The 13,811-nt window shown below is 68.0% G+C and carries 16 protein-coding genes; 6 read left to right on the forward strand and 10 right to left on the reverse strand.

Translation table 11 applies throughout. The features are described from left to right. Positions 1 to 25: 25 nt before the first annotated feature. From DM480_RS05620 to DM480_RS05630, 3 genes are all read right to left on the reverse strand, one after another. Complete coding sequence (locus DM480_RS05620) at positions 26 to 709, reverse strand: Fe2+-dependent dioxygenase (protein WP_115377963.1); 684 nt, start codon at positions 707 to 709, stop codon at positions 26 to 28. A gap of 79 nt (positions 710 to 788) precedes the next feature. After that, on the reverse strand, positions 789 to 3,224 hold the full coding sequence (locus DM480_RS05625) for a TonB-dependent receptor (protein WP_115377964.1): 2,436 nt from the start codon (positions 3,222 to 3,224) through the stop codon (positions 789 to 791). 70 nt (positions 3,225 to 3,294) lie between these two features. Continuing rightward, positions 3,295 to 3,558 (reverse strand): ribbon-helix-helix domain-containing protein, encoded by a 264-nt coding sequence (locus tag DM480_RS05630; RefSeq protein ID WP_115377965.1) that lies wholly within the window; start codon positions 3,556 to 3,558, stop codon positions 3,295 to 3,297. Between the two features lie 166 nt (positions 3,559 to 3,724). On the opposite strand from DM480_RS05630, the gene DM480_RS05635 reads away from it, so the two are divergent. Both DM480_RS05635 and DM480_RS05640 read left to right on the forward strand, forming a co-directional pair. Continuing rightward, entirely contained in the window at positions 3,725 to 4,807 is a 1,083-nt protein-coding gene (locus DM480_RS05635; RefSeq protein WP_232834136.1) for an AI-2E family transporter, read from the forward strand. Further along, positions 4,804 to 5,625 carry a transporter gene (locus DM480_RS05640; RefSeq protein ID WP_115377967.1) on the forward strand — a complete coding sequence of 274 codons (822 nt, stop codon included), beginning with the start codon at positions 4,804 to 4,806 and terminating at the stop codon, positions 5,623 to 5,625. Before DM480_RS05635 ends, DM480_RS05640 begins: the two co-directional genes overlap by 4 nt. On the opposite strand, the gene cobT is transcribed toward DM480_RS05640, so the two are convergent. From cobT to DM480_RS05665, 5 genes are all read right to left on the reverse strand, one after another. Further along, entirely contained in the window at positions 5,626 to 7,452 is a 1,827-nt protein-coding gene (gene cobT, locus DM480_RS05645; RefSeq protein ID WP_115377968.1) for a cobaltochelatase subunit CobT, read from the reverse strand. Then, positions 7,452 to 7,841: a type II toxin-antitoxin system VapC family toxin gene (locus tag DM480_RS05650; RefSeq protein ID WP_115377969.1), complete on the reverse strand. Its 390-nt coding sequence runs from the start codon at positions 7,839 to 7,841 to the stop codon at positions 7,452 to 7,454. The genes cobT and DM480_RS05650 overlap by 1 nt, the downstream gene beginning before the upstream one ends. Further along, positions 7,838 to 8,119 carry a type II toxin-antitoxin system Phd/YefM family antitoxin gene (locus tag DM480_RS05655; RefSeq protein ID WP_115377970.1) on the reverse strand — a complete coding sequence of 94 codons (282 nt, stop codon included), beginning with the start codon at positions 8,117 to 8,119 and terminating at the stop codon, positions 7,838 to 7,840. Before DM480_RS05655 ends, DM480_RS05650 begins: the two co-directional genes overlap by 4 nt. Before the next feature lie 48 nt (positions 8,120 to 8,167). After that, positions 8,168 to 9,172 carry a cobaltochelatase subunit CobS gene (gene cobS, locus DM480_RS05660; RefSeq protein WP_115380885.1) on the reverse strand — a complete coding sequence of 335 codons (1,005 nt, stop codon included), beginning with the start codon at positions 9,170 to 9,172 and terminating at the stop codon, positions 8,168 to 8,170. A 95-nt stretch (positions 9,173 to 9,267) separates the two neighbouring features. Next, on the reverse strand, positions 9,268 to 9,960 hold the full coding sequence (locus tag DM480_RS05665) for a winged helix-turn-helix transcriptional regulator (RefSeq protein WP_310596257.1): 693 nt from the start codon (positions 9,958 to 9,960) through the stop codon (positions 9,268 to 9,270). Positions 9,961 to 10,049: 89 nt separating this feature from the next. Here DM480_RS05665 and DM480_RS05670 point away from each other — a divergent pair, with 89 nt between their 5' ends. Genes DM480_RS05670 through DM480_RS05685 form a run of 4 tightly spaced genes read left to right on the forward strand, consistent with a single transcriptional unit; the run spans position 10,050 to position 12,278 of the window. Beyond that, complete coding sequence (locus tag DM480_RS05670) at positions 10,050 to 10,493, forward strand: VOC family protein (RefSeq protein ID WP_115377972.1); 444 nt, start codon at positions 10,050 to 10,052, stop codon at positions 10,491 to 10,493. Positions 10,494 to 10,540: 47 nt separating this feature from the next. After that, positions 10,541 to 11,335 (forward strand): VOC family protein, encoded by a 795-nt coding sequence (locus DM480_RS05675; protein ID WP_115377973.1) that lies wholly within the window; start codon positions 10,541 to 10,543, stop codon positions 11,333 to 11,335. Then, on the forward strand, positions 11,332 to 11,823 hold the full coding sequence (locus DM480_RS05680) for a VOC family protein (protein WP_115377974.1): 492 nt from the start codon (positions 11,332 to 11,334) through the stop codon (positions 11,821 to 11,823). The genes DM480_RS05675 and DM480_RS05680 overlap by 4 nt, the downstream gene beginning before the upstream one ends. Continuing rightward, positions 11,820 to 12,278, forward strand: a complete 459-nt coding sequence (locus DM480_RS05685) for an SRPBCC family protein (RefSeq protein ID WP_115377975.1) — start codon at positions 11,820 to 11,822, stop codon at positions 12,276 to 12,278. The genes DM480_RS05680 and DM480_RS05685 overlap by 4 nt, the downstream gene beginning before the upstream one ends. 252 nt (positions 12,279 to 12,530) lie before the next feature. Here the strand turns inward: DM480_RS05685 and DM480_RS05690 are convergent, their stop codons facing one another. Next, positions 12,531 to 12,953: a DUF6640 family protein gene (locus DM480_RS05690; RefSeq protein WP_115377976.1), complete on the reverse strand. Its 423-nt coding sequence runs from the start codon at positions 12,951 to 12,953 to the stop codon at positions 12,531 to 12,533. Positions 12,954 to 13,179: 226 nt separating this feature from the next. Continuing rightward, positions 13,180 to 13,716: a J domain-containing protein gene (locus DM480_RS05695; protein ID WP_405053294.1), complete on the reverse strand. Its 537-nt coding sequence runs from the start codon at positions 13,714 to 13,716 to the stop codon at positions 13,180 to 13,182. Positions 13,717 to 13,811 lie beyond the last annotated feature (95 nt).

The raw sequence follows: 13,811 nt of genomic DNA on the forward strand, positions 1-13,811 counted from the left end.
TGCCCCCCATACACGGTCAATCGCGTCAGCTGTCCGCCCAGCGGCGCAGCAGATTGTGGTAGACGCCGGTCAGCCGCAGCACTGCGGGCGCGTCCTGCCCCATCGCCGCCGCCGCCCCCTGCACCCCCTGGTCGAGGTCGAACAGCAGCCGCCGCGCGCCATCGTCGCGCACCATCGATTCGATCCAGAAGAAGCTCGCCGTGCGCGCGCCCCGCGTCACCGGCGTCACGCGGTGCAGGCTGGAGGCGGGGTAGAGCACCATGTGCCCCGCGGGCAGCTTGACGGTCTGCGGCCCGAACTGGTCCTCGATCACCAGTTCGCCGCCGTCGTAGGCGTCCGGGTCGTCGAGGAACAGCGTCGCCGACAAATCGGCGCGGATGCGGAAATCGGTGCCGCGCTTCATGCGGATCGCATTGTCGACGTGCAGCCCGAAATCCTGTCCGTCGGCGTAGCGGTTGAACAGCGGCGGGAACACCTTGCGCGGCAGCGCGGCGGCGACGAACAGCGGCGACCGGCCGAGCGCGTCGAGCACCAGCCCCCCCGCCTCGCGCGCGGCAGCGCCGTCCTCGGGCAGTTGGTCGTTGCGCTTGGCGAGCGCGGCCTGCGGCCCCGACGTCGCATTGCCGTCGATCCATTCCGCCGCATCGATGATGCCGCGCAGCCGCGCCACTGCATCGGGGCTCAATACGTCGGGGATCGCGATCAGCATAATATCCTGTTCTTTTCGTCTCTTGCCCGTGCGGGGATCGCCAGGGGTGCGGCCCGCACGGGCAAGAGCTCGCATGCTATCAGAAGCTGTAGAAGAGGCTGAGCACCGCCTGCCGCCGGTCGCCCGGCATCGCCCAGCCGCCCGTCACCACGCCGCTGGCGTTGATGTTGTTGCGCACGTTGGTGATGTACTTCTCGTCGGTCAGGTTCTGGATGTTGAGCTGCGCGGTCAGCCCGCCGCCGAACGTATAGGCCAGATAGGCGCGGTGAATCAGATAATCCGGCGCGCGCAGCAGGGTCGTATTGGCGAGCACCGGGGCATAAGTGGTGATCGCCCCCTGGTAGGTCAGGCCATAGCCGAGCTCCAGCCCGAACGGCAGCTTGTAGGTGGTGAACAGGCTGCCCGCATGGCGGGGCGTCTGGATCAGCGGCGACCCCGCCTGCGGATCGGGCAAGGCGACGCTGTTGCCGCACCCCGTCGTTCCCGGATTGGCGAGGCAGCGGGTCGACACCGATTGCAGCACCTTGCCGTCGAGATAGGTGTAATTGGCAAAGATCGTCCAGTTGCGCGTGATGTTGCCCGACACGCCCATCGCGATTCCGTCGACGCGGCTGCGCCCGTCGAGCACCTGCAGCGTCGGCAGCGCGGGGTCGTTCGACGGCACGCGATAATTGGTCCGCTCGTTGCGGAACAGCGCCGCGGTCAGTTCCAGCCGGCGGTGGAATAGCCCCGCCTTGACGCCGACCTCGTAATTGCGCGCCGTCTCCGGCGCGACGCCGCAGCTGTCGGTGACGACGGTGCCCGACACGCTGACGCAACCCAGCCGCACCGTCGCGGACGACGGCGTCTTGGCGATCCCGTATCCGGCGTACAGGCTGACGTCGCGGACCGGGTGGAACACCGCGCCCGCCCGCCACGAGAACAGGCGTTCGCGATTGACCTGCGGCGCCAGCTGCGCAGGGACCGGCTGCGTCACGCCCGGCGCGGCGTTGGGGATCGGCAGGCTGCGGAAATCGGCCTTCTGATACTCCCAGCGGACCCCGCCGTTCAGTTCGAAATACCGGCCCAGTTCGAGCGTGTCGAAGGCGTAGATGGCGATGTTCTGCGTCGTCGAGCGCGATTGCGCGGTGGTGACGTAATTGATCGCGCCGCGCCAGACGCTGTCGGGCGCAGCGATCGACAGCAAAGGCAGCGACGCAAGCGGGGATCCGTCGGCATTGCGCAGCAGCGAGCCCGTAGTGATCCGATAATCCTCGACCATCGCGATGGCGCCGATATCGGCGACGTTGCGCACGCCACCGCGCACGCCATGTTCCAGCCGGATGTCGACCTGGTCCGCGAGCAGCTGATTCTCCTGGTCGCGCACCAGCCCGCGCGGCCCCGACGGCAGCCACTGGCCCGCCGGAATGGTCAGCGGCCTTCCGGCGATGGTCGCGGTACAGGCAAGGCCGGTGGTGCTCGTCGCGCTCGTCGTCACCGGCTGCAACCCGGTGGCGGCGAGGCAGAAGGTGCCCTGCGGCGCACTGGTGATGCTGTATTGCCCCACCCGCTGCCACCGCGTCAGGTTGCGGACGGAGACGTGATCGTCGACCTGATGGCGCAGCGTCGCGGTGAAGCGATCGACGGTGATCCGCTGCGTGTCGAGGTTGCTGTAGCCATAATAGGCGCTGCGACGAGCGCCGGGCACGAAGCCGTCGACGATCGCATTGTGGAAATAGGGGACGCCGTACAGCGGCGTGTTGCGATCCTCCTGATGCACATAAGCGAGCGTCAGGCTGGTCGGCCCGCCGATGCCGATCGTCACCGCGGGCGCGACGCCCCAGCGTTCGTATTTCTCGACGTCGCGGCCCGGCACGTCATTGTGGTGGTAGACCGCATTCACCCGCGCCGCGACGCCATCGGCGACGCGCAGGTTCGAATCGACCGCGGCGCGATAGTAATTGTCGGTGCCGACCGCGCCTTGTGCGATCGTCAGATCCTCGGGCCGCGGCTCCTTGCTGACCAGGTTGATCGTGCCGCCGACGCTGCCCGATCCGTTGAACGCCGAATTGGCGCCGTTGTAGACCTCGATCTGCTGCAGGTTGAACGGATCGGTGCGGCTGTATTGCGCGCTGTCGCGGATACCGTCGACGGTGATGTCGGTGTTCGCGGAATAGCCGCGAAGGTTGATGCTGTCGCCATAACCGCCGCCGCCCTCGCCCGCGCCGAACGTGATGCCGGGGATCGTCTGGAGCGCATCGCGCAGCGTCTGCAGGTTCTGCTTGCGCAGCACCTGGTCGGACATGACGGTGATCGTCTGCGGCGTGTCGAGGATCGACGCGGTCGCCTTCGGGCTTTCCACCGCGGCCGGCGCCTTCTCGGCCTTGTCGGTGACGACGATGTCGTCGCGCTCGATCCGGCGCCGGCCGTCCTGGTCGCCGTCACGCGCGCCATGCGGCGTTTCGGCGAGCGCGGGCGCCGACGCGATGAAGCCGACGCAGGACAGCGCCAGGAAGGATGCGGTGGTACGCGACATGAAATCCCCCAATCACTCTGATCGGGAGTGCTGCTATTGCGACAAAATCGCAGAGTCAATGCTATTGCGATTAATTCTCACCATCGTCGCGATTTGTCTCCGCGAACAGCCAGCTGCGCAGCGCGCTGGCGAGGTTGGCGGGCGCGCGGTCGGCGATGCGCAGCACGTCGATCTCGGCGACCAGCGCGCTCAGTGGCAGCCGCCGTGCCGCCGCCGCCCGTTCCAACGCCTGCCAGAAGATCGGCTCCAGGCTGATCGACGTCTGATGTCCGGCGATGGTGATCGAGCGCTTGACCGGCCCATGAAAGCCGCCGGGGGGTGGTGACAAAGACATGACCGCACCAGTAGCGCCGATCGCGGGGGTCGCCCATGCCCTCGGTCCACCGCACTGCACCGGCTGCATCCGTCGCGTCACCGATCCGGCGGGACCGAAGACCGCCGACCCGCGTTACACCAACGCAACGAATCGGCGCGACCGACGCGCGAAAAGGGGACGACAGTTGACGATCGAACGCCGGCACGTCGAAAACGGCGGCCTCATCCTGTTTCTGGTGCTGATCTCCGCCGGCCTGATCCTGATCGTGTCGGGCTTCGCGGGTGCGCTGCTGTGGGCGTCGCTCGCCGCCCTGCTGTTCCAGCCGCTGTTCCGGCGCCTGCTGCGTCGCTGGCCGTTGCGGCGCAATCTCGCCGCGATGGTGACGTTGCTCATCATCACCGTCGCGGTCGTCATCCCGGCGCTGATCCTCGCCAGCCTCGTCGTCGATCAGGCGGCCGGCGTCTATGCCCAGATCCGCAGCGGCCAGATCAACTTCGCCGCCTATTTCCAGCAGGTCCTCGACGCCTTGCCCGTCCGGCTGCGCGACGCGCTCGACCATGCCGGCTACGGCAGTTTCGAGCGCGCGCAGGCGCGGATCAGCCAGGCGATCGGCAGCAGCGCCAGCCAGCTCACGCGGCGCGCCTTTTCGATCGGCGCAAACGCCGCCGCCTTCCTGCTCGCCTTCGGCGTCGGCCTGTACGTCACCTTCTTCCTGCTGCGCGACGGCGACCGGATCGGCCCCGCGATCGTCCGCGCGCTGCCGCTGGAACGCAGCGTCGGCCAGCGTCTCGCCGAAAAATTCGTCGCGGTGACGCGGGCGACGATCAAGGGATCGGGCGTCGTCGCGTTGGTGCAAGGTGCGCTGGGCGCGGTCACCTTCTGGATCGTCGGCCTGCCCGCCGCGCTTCTGTGGGGCGCGCTGATGGCGATCGCCGCGCTGCTTCCCGCGGTCGGCCCGGCGATCATCTGGACGCCCGTCGCGGTCTATCTGCTCGCCACCGGCGCGATCTGGCAGGCGGTCGTCGTCGTCCTCTCCGGGGTGCTCGTCATCGGGCTTGCCGACAATATCCTGCGCCCGATCCTCGTCGGCCGCGACACCGGCCTGCCCGACTGGCTCGTGCTGGTCACGACGCTGGGCGGCATCGACGCGCTCGGGCTCAGCGGCATCGTCGTCGGCCCGCTCGTCGGCGCGCTGTTCCTGACCGGCTGGGCGGTGCTCACCGAACAGCGGCTGGGCGAGCCTGTGGGAGCGGAGGAAGCACCATGACGATGCGACGGACGAAGACCTGGATAGGGCTCGCGGCGGCCGCCACGGTCGCGACGACGGCCACGCCCGCGCTGGCGCAGGACGATCCGCGCTTCTGCCCGACGCGGCCGAGCATCGGCGGATCGAGCTGCACCACCGAACCCGGCCGCGTCCATGTCGAACTCTCGAGCCTCGACTGGCAGCGCGACGACCAGCCCGACCAGCGCGAGGACAGGATCGTCACCGCCGACCTATTGACCCGCGTCGGCGTGGGCAAGGATACCGAAGTTCAGCTCGAATGGGTCGGCTACGGCCGCGACCGCACGCGCGACAAGGCCGGCGGCACGGTCGACACGGTGACCGGCACGGGCGACCTCACCTTCGCCGTCCGCCAGCATCTTGCGGGCGAGAAGGGCAAGCCGTTCTCCGCGGGCGTGCAGGTCTTCGCCACCGCGCCGACCGGCCGTTATCCGATCGGCGCGGGCACCTGGTCGACGGGGGTCATCATCCCCCTGCAATACGACCTGACCGAAAAGGTCGCGGTCGCCTCGACCACGGAGGCGGATGCCGCCGCCAACCAGTCGGGCAGCGGGCGCCATCTTGCGTACAGCGAGATCACCGGCCTGCGCTACAAGTTCACCGACAGCATCACCGCGACCGCCGAACTCGCGCTGCGCCGCGACGACGATCCCGACGGGCACGACACCATGGCCTCGGCGGCGCTGTCCGCCGCCTGGCGCCCGACCAAGGTCGTCCAGCTCGACATCCTCGCCGTCGCCGGCCTCAACCGCGCCGCCCCCGACCTGCGCCTCGTCACCGGCGGCGCGATCCTGTTCTGATCAATCCGTGTCGAACAGCGCCGCCAATTGCTCGATGATCGTGCCGCCCAGCTGCTCGGCATCCATGATCGTCACCGCACGCGCATAGTAACGCGTCACGTCGTGGCCGATGCCGATCGCGATCAGCTCGACCGGGCTCTTCGTCTCGATCCAGCCGATCACCTGGCGCAGGTGGCGCTCCAGATAGCTGCCGGAATTGACCGACAGCGTCGAATCGTCGACCGGCGCACCGTCGCTGATCACCATCAGGATACGCCGTTCCTCCGGCCGCGCGATCAGCCGGGCGTGCGCCCACAGCAAAGCCTCGCCGTCGATATTCTCCTTGAGCAGCCCTTCGCGCATCATCAGGCCAAGGTTCGCGCGCGCCCGCCGCCACGGCTCGTCCGCCTGCTTGTAGACGATGTGGCGCAGGTCGTTGAGCCGCCCCGGCTGCGGCGGGCGCCCGGCGGCGAGCCACGTCTCGCGCGCCTGCCCGCCCTTCCACGCGCGCGTCGTAAAGCCCAGGATCTCGGTCTTCACGCCGCACCGTTCGAGCGTGCGGGCGAGGATATCGGCGCTGATCGCCGCGATGCCGATCGGCCGCCCGCGCATCGACCCCGAATTGTCGATCAGCAACGTCACCACCGTGTCGCGGAAATCGGTGTCGCGCTCGATCTTGTAGGAAAGCGACTGCGTCGGATTGACGACGACGCGCGCCAGCCGCGCCGCATCGAGCAGCCCTTCCTCCTGATCGAAATCCCACGAGCGCGACTGCTTCGCCATCAGCCGCCGCTGCAGCCGGTTGGCGAGCTTCGACACCGCCGATTGCAGATGCGCGAGCTGCTGGTCGAGATAGCCGCGCAGCCGCGCCAGCTCCTCCGCGTCGCACAGGTCGCCCGCCGCGATCACCTCGTCGAACTGCGTCGTCCACGCCTTGTAGTCGAAGTGCGGCGCGAAATCGTTCGACGGGCGATTGGGTCGCGACGGCTGTGCACCGTCGTCGCCCTCGTCGCCGGGTTCGCCGTCGAGGTCGGCGGGGCTGTCCTCGCCGAATTCCTCGCCCTCGCCCTCGTCATTCCCCGCCTCGCGCTGCTCGCCCCGTGCCTCGACTTCGCCGTCGCCCTGGCCGGACTGTTCGTCCTCGCCCTCGTCGCCGGGCTCGTCCTGATCGTTCTCGGCGCCCTGGTCCTCGTCGCCGCCCTCGTCCGCCTCGTCGGGCGTCACCTCGCCCTCGACCAGCTCGAGGTCCTCGAGCATCTTCATCGCCAGGCTCTGGAACGCGCGCTGGTCGTCGAGCGCGAGCGCGAGGCTGGCGAGATCGGTCCGCTCCGCGATCCAGTCACGCACCAGGGCAAGGCCCGGTTCCGCCGCCTCCGGCGCGGGCCGCCCGGTCAGCGCCTCGCGCGCCAGCAGGCCGAGCGCGGTCGACAACGGCACCTCGTCGCGCGTCCGCGCGCGCGCGATCGGGTCGCTGCGCAACCGCACGTCGAGCGCATGGCCAAGGTTGTCCGCGATCCCCGCATAACCGACGCTGCCCAGCGCCTCGACCCGCGCGCTCTCGACCGCGTCGAACACCGACCGCGCCACCGCGTCGCTCGGCGCGCCGCGCTGGTGCAGCGCGAGGTCGTGATGCTTCAGGCGCAGCGCGAAGCCGTCGGCGAAGCCGCGCGCCTCCGCCACCTGTTCCGGCGGCAGCGCCCGCGCGGGCATCGGCACCTTGATATGCTTGCCCGACTGCGCCGGCGCGTCGGCCGTGAAGGCGAGATCCACCTCCGGCTCCTCCGCGATCGCGCGCGCCGTGCCGGTCAGGACCGCCTTGAACCGGTCGAGCGGGGTTTCGTTGGCCATTACCAAAGCACCTTGCAGCCGAAGTCGGCGATCTTCGCATCGCGCGTTATGACCGTCATGCCCTCAATCAGCGCTTGTGCCGCGATCAGGCGATCAAAAGGATCCCGATGCTCGCCCGGCAGCATGCCGGCGCGCAGCGTATGGGCCATCGTAACGTCCAGTGAATTGAAATCATGCATGACCATCAGTCGCGGCATGTCCGTCATCGGGTTCCCATGGAAAGCCAGCTTTCCGAGCCGAAATTTCGTGGCAATCTCCCAACCGGATGCCGCGCTGACGTAGATCGCATTGTCGGCGTGACTGATCGCCGCTTCAGCGGCCGGGCTCAGTTCGGCCGACTCCTGCCACCAGAACAAGGCGGCATGCGTATCCAGCAGGAATCGCGTCACAGACCGAATTTATCCAGCCGCTTACCTTCCCACAGGTCCAGTTCGTCTTCAGGAAGTGGATCGAACCACACGGAATCCGGAATCGGTCCCAAGTCCTTCCACCCGCCCGGCACACGCCTGCGCTTCGCCGGCGGTTCGATCGGCACCAATTTAGCATAAGGCACGCCCGCTTTCGCGACGATGATCTCCTCGCCCGCATGCGCGCGGTCGATCAGCTTGGAAAACTGCGTCTTCGCCTCGTGGACGTTGAACGTCTTCTGCGGATCGACCTCTGCCATCGCTCACCTCCGGTCGGGTGGACTAAATAGCTTAGTCCACCCCAGCCCTCAAGCCCGCCCCACCACGCTTTCCGGCAAATCCTTGCCGAACACGCGCTGGTAATATTCCGCGACCAGCGGCCGTTCGTTCTCGTCGCACTTGTTGAGGAACGACAGGCGGAAGGCGAAGCCGACGTCGCCGAAGATCAGTGTATTCTGCGCCCAGGTAATGACCGTGCGCGGGCTCATCACGGTCGAAATGTCGCCGTTGACGAACCCCTTGCGCGTCATATCGGCGACGCGGACCATGTTCTCGACCTGCTTCTTGCCATCGGGCTTGTCATATTCGCCCGACTTGGCGAGCACGATCTGCGCCTCGGTCGCGGCGGGCAGGTAGTTGAGCGTGACGACGATGTTCCACCGGTCCATCTGGCCCTGGTTGATCTGCTGCGTGCCGTGATACAGCCCGCTCGTGTCGCCGAGGCCCACGGTATTGGCGGTCGCGAACAGGCGGAACCATTTGTTCGGGCGGATCACGCGGTTCTGGTCGAGCAACGTCAGCTTGCCCTCCGTCTCCAGCACGCGCTGGATCACGAACATCACGTCGGGGCGGCCGGCATCATATTCGTCGAAGACAAGCGCCGTCGGCGTCTGCAGCGCCCAGGGGAGCAGGCCCTCGCGGAACTCGGTCACCTGCTGCCCGTCCTTCAGCACGATCGCATCGCGGCCGATCAGGTCGATGCGGCTGATATGCGCGTCCAGGTTGATGCGGATGCACGGCCAGTTGAGCCGTGCCGCGACCTGTTCGATGTGGCTCGATTTGCCGGTGCCGTGATAGCCCTGCACCATCACGCGACGATTGTGCGCAAAGCCCGCCAGCACCGCCAGCGTCGTGTCCGGATCGAAGACGTACGCCGGATCGAGATCGGGAACGCGCTCGTCCGCCTCGCTGAACGCCGGCACTTCCATGTCGCTGTCGATGCCGAACAGGTCGCGCACGCCGACCATCTTGTCGGGCGCGTCGAGGATCGTCGTCTCTCTGCTGTCGGGCTGGGTATTGGGAATGTCGGTCATGATCCTGGGCATACCGTCTCGGGCAAGGCCCTCCCCAACGCACGATGCGGGGGGAAAGGCGCACCGTCTTTCAGTGGAAAGCTATCGCCGTCGCGTCAACCCGGCGTCGCGTCGCGGCCGGCGTGCGGCTGTGCAACCTTGTCGGGCAGGACGAACAGGTCGGCGAACCGTTCGGCGCGTGCGCGGTCGCCGGTGACGCGCATCGTCCCTTCCGCCTCCGCCGCGGCGATCGGGCGCTTGACGTATATCCACACCGCCAGCGTCGTCGGGTCGGTTTCGACGAGCACGTCGACGCCGTCGGGCTCCGCGCGCACGATATCGAGCGCGCCATGGTCCAGCGTCGCGCGAAAGCGGTCGTCGCCCAGCCGGAAACCGATCGTCATGGCCAGCTCGCCCGCCCGCTCCCGGTCGATCATCGTGCGCAGCGACAGCATCGCGGACGCGGGCGAGAAGGGCAACGTCGGGTCATGATCGGGCGAGCGCGTCGCCCATCGGCCCATCGCCTGCATCACCGGCTCCACCTCCCGCCCCCATGTCGTCAGGTCGTACGCGTGCACCGACGCGGGCGGCGGCAGCTTGCGCCGGACGACCAGCCCCGCCGCCTCGAGACCGCCCAGCCTTTGCGTCAGCACGTTGGCGCTGATCCCCGTCAGGTGCGCGCGGATTTCGCCGAACCGCCGCGGGCCGAACATCAGCTCGCGCAGGATCAGCAACGACCAGCGCTCGCCCAGGAATTCCAGCGCCAGTGCCGTGCCGCACGCATCCTCGTACCAGCGCCTCTGACCCACATTAGTTATTTTTTCTGACTTCATAGTTGCTTTATATAACTATCGCGTCCATCCTTTGCCAGTGCCGAGTCGAACCAGGAGAATGTGCCATGGCCAAGATGATCTTCGTCAACCTGCCCGTCGCCGATGTCGCGCGCGCCACGGATTTCTACCACGCACTGGGCTTCGAGCAGAACGCGCAATTTTCCAACGAACAGGCCGCGGCGATGCAATGGTCGGACACGATCTGCGTCATGCTGCTCGCCAAGCCGTTCTTCGCCGGCTTCACGCAAAAGGCGATCGCCGATCCCTTCACGCAGACGACCGCGATCTTCGCGCTCGGCCTCGACGATCGCGCGGGCGTGGATGCGATCACCGAGGCCGCGGTGGCGGCGGGTGGTCGCGAACTGCACGAGCCGGAGGATCACGGCTTCATGTACAGCCGCGCGTTCGAGGACCTCGACGGTCACGGCTGGGGCCCCTTCACGATGGACGTCGCCGCGCATGCCGCCGCGATGGCAGCGGGCGGCGGACATGGGGGCGCGGCGGCGTGACCCGCAGCGACGCCTGAACAGCACGACACCCGAAGGGAGAGCAAGACATGGCACATAGCGACGGCACGCCGGTGTGGTTCGAACTGACCGCCCCGGATGCGCAGGGTGCGGCGGACTTCTATGCCGCGGTGGCGGGCTGGCATATCGCGCGGTCGCCGATGGCGGAACATGGCGGCTATCTGCTCGCCGGTCCCGACGCCGACACGGGCGTCGCCGGCATCATGGCGCCGCCGCCCGGCGCGCCCGCGACCGCCGGATGGACGCTGTATCTCGCCACGGCGGATGTCGATGCCGCCGCGGACCGGGTCGGCACGCTCGGCGGCCGCGTCCTGTTCGGGCCGATGGACATCCCGCACGTCGGCCGCTTCGCGCTGGTCGCCGATCCGCAGGGGGTGGCGTTCAGCCTGATGGCGGGGACCGGCGCGGATGGCTCGCGGGCCTTTTCGCAGGCGCGCGGCGACACGGTCGGGCGCGGCGTGTGGATCGAACTGGCGACGCCCGACCCCGACGGTGCCTTCGCCTTCTACGGCGCGCTGTTCGGCTGGGAGAAAGCGGGCGCGATGCCGATGGGGCCGATGGGCGACTATGCCTTCATCGGCGCCGGCGAAGATCGGCCCGGCGCGATCATGTCGAGTGCGACGACGGGCGCGCCAGCGCGGTGGAACTGGTACGTCCACGTCGCCGACATCGATGCAGCGATCGCCACCGCGACCGCGCGCGGCGGCACCTTGATCCAGGGTCCCGATCCGATCCCCGGCGGCGACTATTCGGCCAATGTCCGCGATCCCCACGGCAGCCAGATCGGCCTCGTCGGCCCGCGCGTCGCCGGGGACGCGGCATGACCCGCCCGATGATGCGCACCTGCCTGTGGTTCGATCATGGCGAGGCGCGCAAAGCCGCGGAATTCTACGCCAGCGTCTTTCCCGACACGGTCGTGGAGGAGGTGACCGGAACGCCGCTCGACCTGCCGGGCGCATCCGCCGGCGCCGAGCTGACCGTGACCTTCACCCTGCTCGGCCAGCCGTTCTTCGGCCTCAACGGCGGGCCGGACATCCGGCCCAGCCAGGCGGTCAGTTTCCAGGTCTACACCGACGATCAGGCGACCACCGACCGTTACTGGGATGCGATCGTCGGCAATGGCGGGGAAGAGAAAGCGTGCGGCTGGTGCACCGATCGGTGGGGCTATGCGTGGCAGATCACGCCGCGCGCGCTGATGCAGGCGCTGTCCGCCGGCGGCGACGCCGGCAAGCGCGCCTTTGCCGCGATGATGACGATGCGCCGGATCGACATCGCCCGAATCGAAGCGGCCATGCGAGGAGAAGCGGCATGAGCGAATCCCACGACTTGTCGATCACCCGGCTGATCGAAGCGCCGCCGGCTGCGGTCTGGCGCGCGTGGACGGAGGATACCGGTGCCTGGTTCTGCCCCGCGCCGTGGAAGGCGGAATTCCTGGCGCAGGAACTCGTCGCGGGCGGCCGCTCGACGATCGTCATGCGCGGCCCCAATGGCGAGGAGAACCGGCTGGAGGGCGTCTATCTGGAGGTCGTGCCGGAACGCCGCATCGTCTCGACCGATGCCTTCACCGCCGGCTGGGTGCCCGCCGGCCCGTTCATGGTGCGAATCGACGATTTCGCGCCGGAGGGCGACGGCACGCGCTACACCGCGACCGCGCGCCACTGGACGGCCGAAGCGCGCGACCGCCACGCCGCCATGGGCTTCGAGGCCGGCTGGAACGCCGCGACCGACCAGTTGGAGGCGATCGCGAGGGAAATGGCGGGACGCTGACGTCCGGCAGGTCGAGGAGGGGCGCGCGCAGGCCGCGATTCCCAGCCTGCGCCGCCTGCCGAACACCAGCGGAGCTACGCCGAAATTCCCGCTTTCCCGCCTCCGATCGACGGTGCGCAAAACACCAGGGGGAGCAGCACTACGCCTGTCATGACTTTGCCGGAAAAAGGAAGGGGCCGACCGGCGATGAAGGCAGATCGGGTCAATCGGACGAAGAGACGTCGGTCCGTTGATCCGGGTCATGCTGCGCCCTCAACCTGTGGCGACGGCCAGCGCAACCGCTGCCAGCAGCACCAAGCAGAGCAGGTAAGTGACAAGTTGCTGGGGCGCCAGACCAAGCGGATGCGGCGTCTCCGCAACGAATTCGGGATCGGTCCACGCCGTGCCCGGAAACAGGGTCGCAAGTGCCATCGCCACGAAATAACTGCCGCCCGCCACGGCTGCGATCAGGAATGTCGGCAACGTCAATGTCTGCGTCCCGAACAGGATCGTCAAGGACAGCCCCCCGCCGAAGAAGCCCATCAGCATGGTCTGCCCGTTGTGAAACTTGGCATGGGGCGGCCAGTGCGGGTTCCACAGGTGCTGCTTCGACGTCGCAGGGACCAGCGCGTCGGCAACGAAGCCGCCGAAGTTGAAGATCGCCACGATGGCGACGAGGAATTTTGCGATTTCCATAACACACACCTTTCCCTTTGTCGGAAAAGGACGTGCCGGGACCGCCGAACGAAAACCGGCGATGCGTACGAGCGTAAATGCCACCCGGACTACCGACCGGGCTGTGACTTTTACACGTCCGGTATCATGATCGCACAGCTGCTGTGAACGGTCAACTCCACCCCCGAAAACGATCCTGAACGGATAGCCCGTGCGATGGTGAAATGGGAACGCCCCGCGTCCGCCCTCAGGCGAACGCCGGCGCCTGGCGCAATTGCTGATACGCCGCGATCACCTGTTGCAGCATCGTCTCGTGGCTGCGGTCGCCGCCGTTGCGATCGGGGTGATAGCGGCGCACCAGCTCCGAATAGCGCTTGCGCAGCGCCATCCGGTCCGCGTCCGCCGCAAGGCCCAGCACCTTCAGGCTGGCGCGATCCTGCCCGCTCAGCGGCTTGCCGTCGCGGCGTTCGGGCGCCGCCTCCCGCCGGAAGCGCGCGGCGATCGCATCGAGCGGATCGCTGTAATCGGCCCAGCGTGGACCCTGGTCGCCCGATCCGGCGCGCGCGAAGGCGCGCGTCTCGCGCTCCCATCCCGCCATCGGCCGCTGCGCATGATGGATTTCCTCCGCGCTCATGCCGTTGAAATAATTGTAGCGGCTGTTGGCGGCGCGGACATGGTCTAGGCACATCCAGCGCGTCGGGCCGGGGCCGTCGCCGTCGCGCACGCCGTCGACCGGCGGCCCGCGAAATTCGCCCGGCTCTGCGCACCCCGGCTCCGCGCACACCCGGCCGTTCGCTTCCACCCGGCCGTGGAAACGCGTGCTCGGCCGGTCCTTCCTGTCCTTGAACTGCGCCACGAATACTCCCTTGGTCAGCGCAA

Origin of the sequence: Sphingomonas sp. FARSPH, from assembly GCF_003355005.1 — a bacterium.
Lineage (GTDB): Bacteria > Pseudomonadota > Alphaproteobacteria > Sphingomonadales > Sphingomonadaceae > Sphingomonas.